This window comes from Enterobacter sp. SECR19-1250 (genome assembly GCF_013391025.1).
In the GTDB taxonomy this organism is placed as follows: Bacteria; Pseudomonadota; Gammaproteobacteria; order Enterobacterales; family Enterobacteriaceae; genus Enterobacter; species Enterobacter cloacae.
Genome location: NZ_JACASJ010000292.1, coordinates 1 through 810, shown reverse-complemented (window position 1 = coordinate 810; position 810 = coordinate 1). Strand labels below are relative to the sequence as shown.

The window sequence follows — 810 nt, the reverse complement described above, 5'->3', positions numbered from 1 at the left end:
GGCACTGTTGCAAATAGTCGGTGGTGATAAACTTATCATCCCCTTTTGCTGATGGAGCTGCACATGAACCCATTCAAAGGCCGGCATTTTCAGCGTGACATCATTCTGTGGGCCGTACGCTGGTACTGCAAATACGGCATCAGTTACCGTGAGCTGCAGGAGATGCTGGCTGAACGCGGAGTGAATGTCGATCACTCCACGATTTACCGCTGGGTTCAGCGTTATGCGCCTGAAATGGAAAAACGGCTGCGCTGGTACTGGCGTAACCCTTCCGATCTTTGCCCGTGGCACATGGATGAAACCTACGTGAAGGTCAATGGCCGCTGGGCGTATCTGTACCGGGCCGTCGACAGCCGGGGCCGCACTGTCGATTTTTATCTCTCCTCCCGTCGTAACAGCAAAGCTGCATACCGGTTTCTGGGTAAAATCCTCAACAACGTGAAGAAGTGGCAGATCCCGCGATTCATCAACACGGATAAAGCGCCCGCCTATGGTCGCGCGCTTGCTCTGCTCAAACGCGAAGGCCGGTGCCCGTCTGACGTTGAACACCGACAGATTAAGTACCGGAACAACGTGATTGAATGCGATCATGGCAAACTGAAACGGATAATCGGCGCCACGCTGGGATTTAAATCCATGAAGACGGCTTACGCCACCATCAAAGGTATTGAGGTGATGCGTGCACTACGCAAAGGCCAGGCCTCAGCATTTTATTATGGTGATCCCCTGGGCGAAATGCGCCTGGTAAGCAGAGTTTTTGAAATGTAAGGCCTTTGAATAAGACAAAAGGCTGCCTCATCGCTAACTTTG

Annotated in this window: 1 protein-coding gene; it reads left to right on the top strand. The window is 52.3% G+C overall.

What is annotated here, in order from left to right:
* Window positions 1-63: 63 nt before the first annotated feature.
* Entirely contained in the window at window positions 64-768 is a 705-nt protein-coding gene (locus tag HX884_RS26670; RefSeq protein WP_001067855.1) for an IS6-like element IS26 family transposase, read from the top strand.
* Window positions 769-810: the final 42 nt, after the last annotated feature.